Here is a 275-nt window from a genome sequence, read left to right as displayed (position 1 = left end):
CACAGAGTGTCTTTGCATCTGGAGATATTAACATTTCTTGCATTTCTCCTCATGCTGTTTTCGAATATCATCTTTATGGCAGAAATGCTGTTTGGTGACAGTGGTTGGCTGAACACTCTGAAAGGGAATACTGGAAGCCCTGTGGTGTTTCCATCTACGGTTCTCATCACGGTGGCTTGTGTCTCTGTTGCATTTTCACTCTACATGGCTGTTACACCACTGAAATCAGGAAGCCATGAAGCTGAATTGCAGCAGGAATGGTCTGTGCCTTCTCA

Annotated in this window: 1 protein-coding gene; it reads left to right on the top strand. The window is 44.7% G+C overall.

The features are described from left to right. Positions 1–51 precede the first annotated feature (51 nt). Positions 52–275: hypothetical protein (locus PZC42_RS24570; RefSeq protein WP_277214107.1), on the top strand; the 224-nt coding region annotated here is incomplete at its 3' end.

It is taken from the genome of Isoptericola croceus, from assembly GCF_029382255.1.
In the GTDB taxonomy this organism is placed as follows: Bacteria; Actinomycetota; Actinomycetes; order Actinomycetales; family Cellulomonadaceae; genus Isoptericola; species Isoptericola croceus.
The sequence above is the reverse complement of the archived record's forward strand: the minus strand, read 5'-3'. Positions and strand labels throughout refer to the sequence as shown.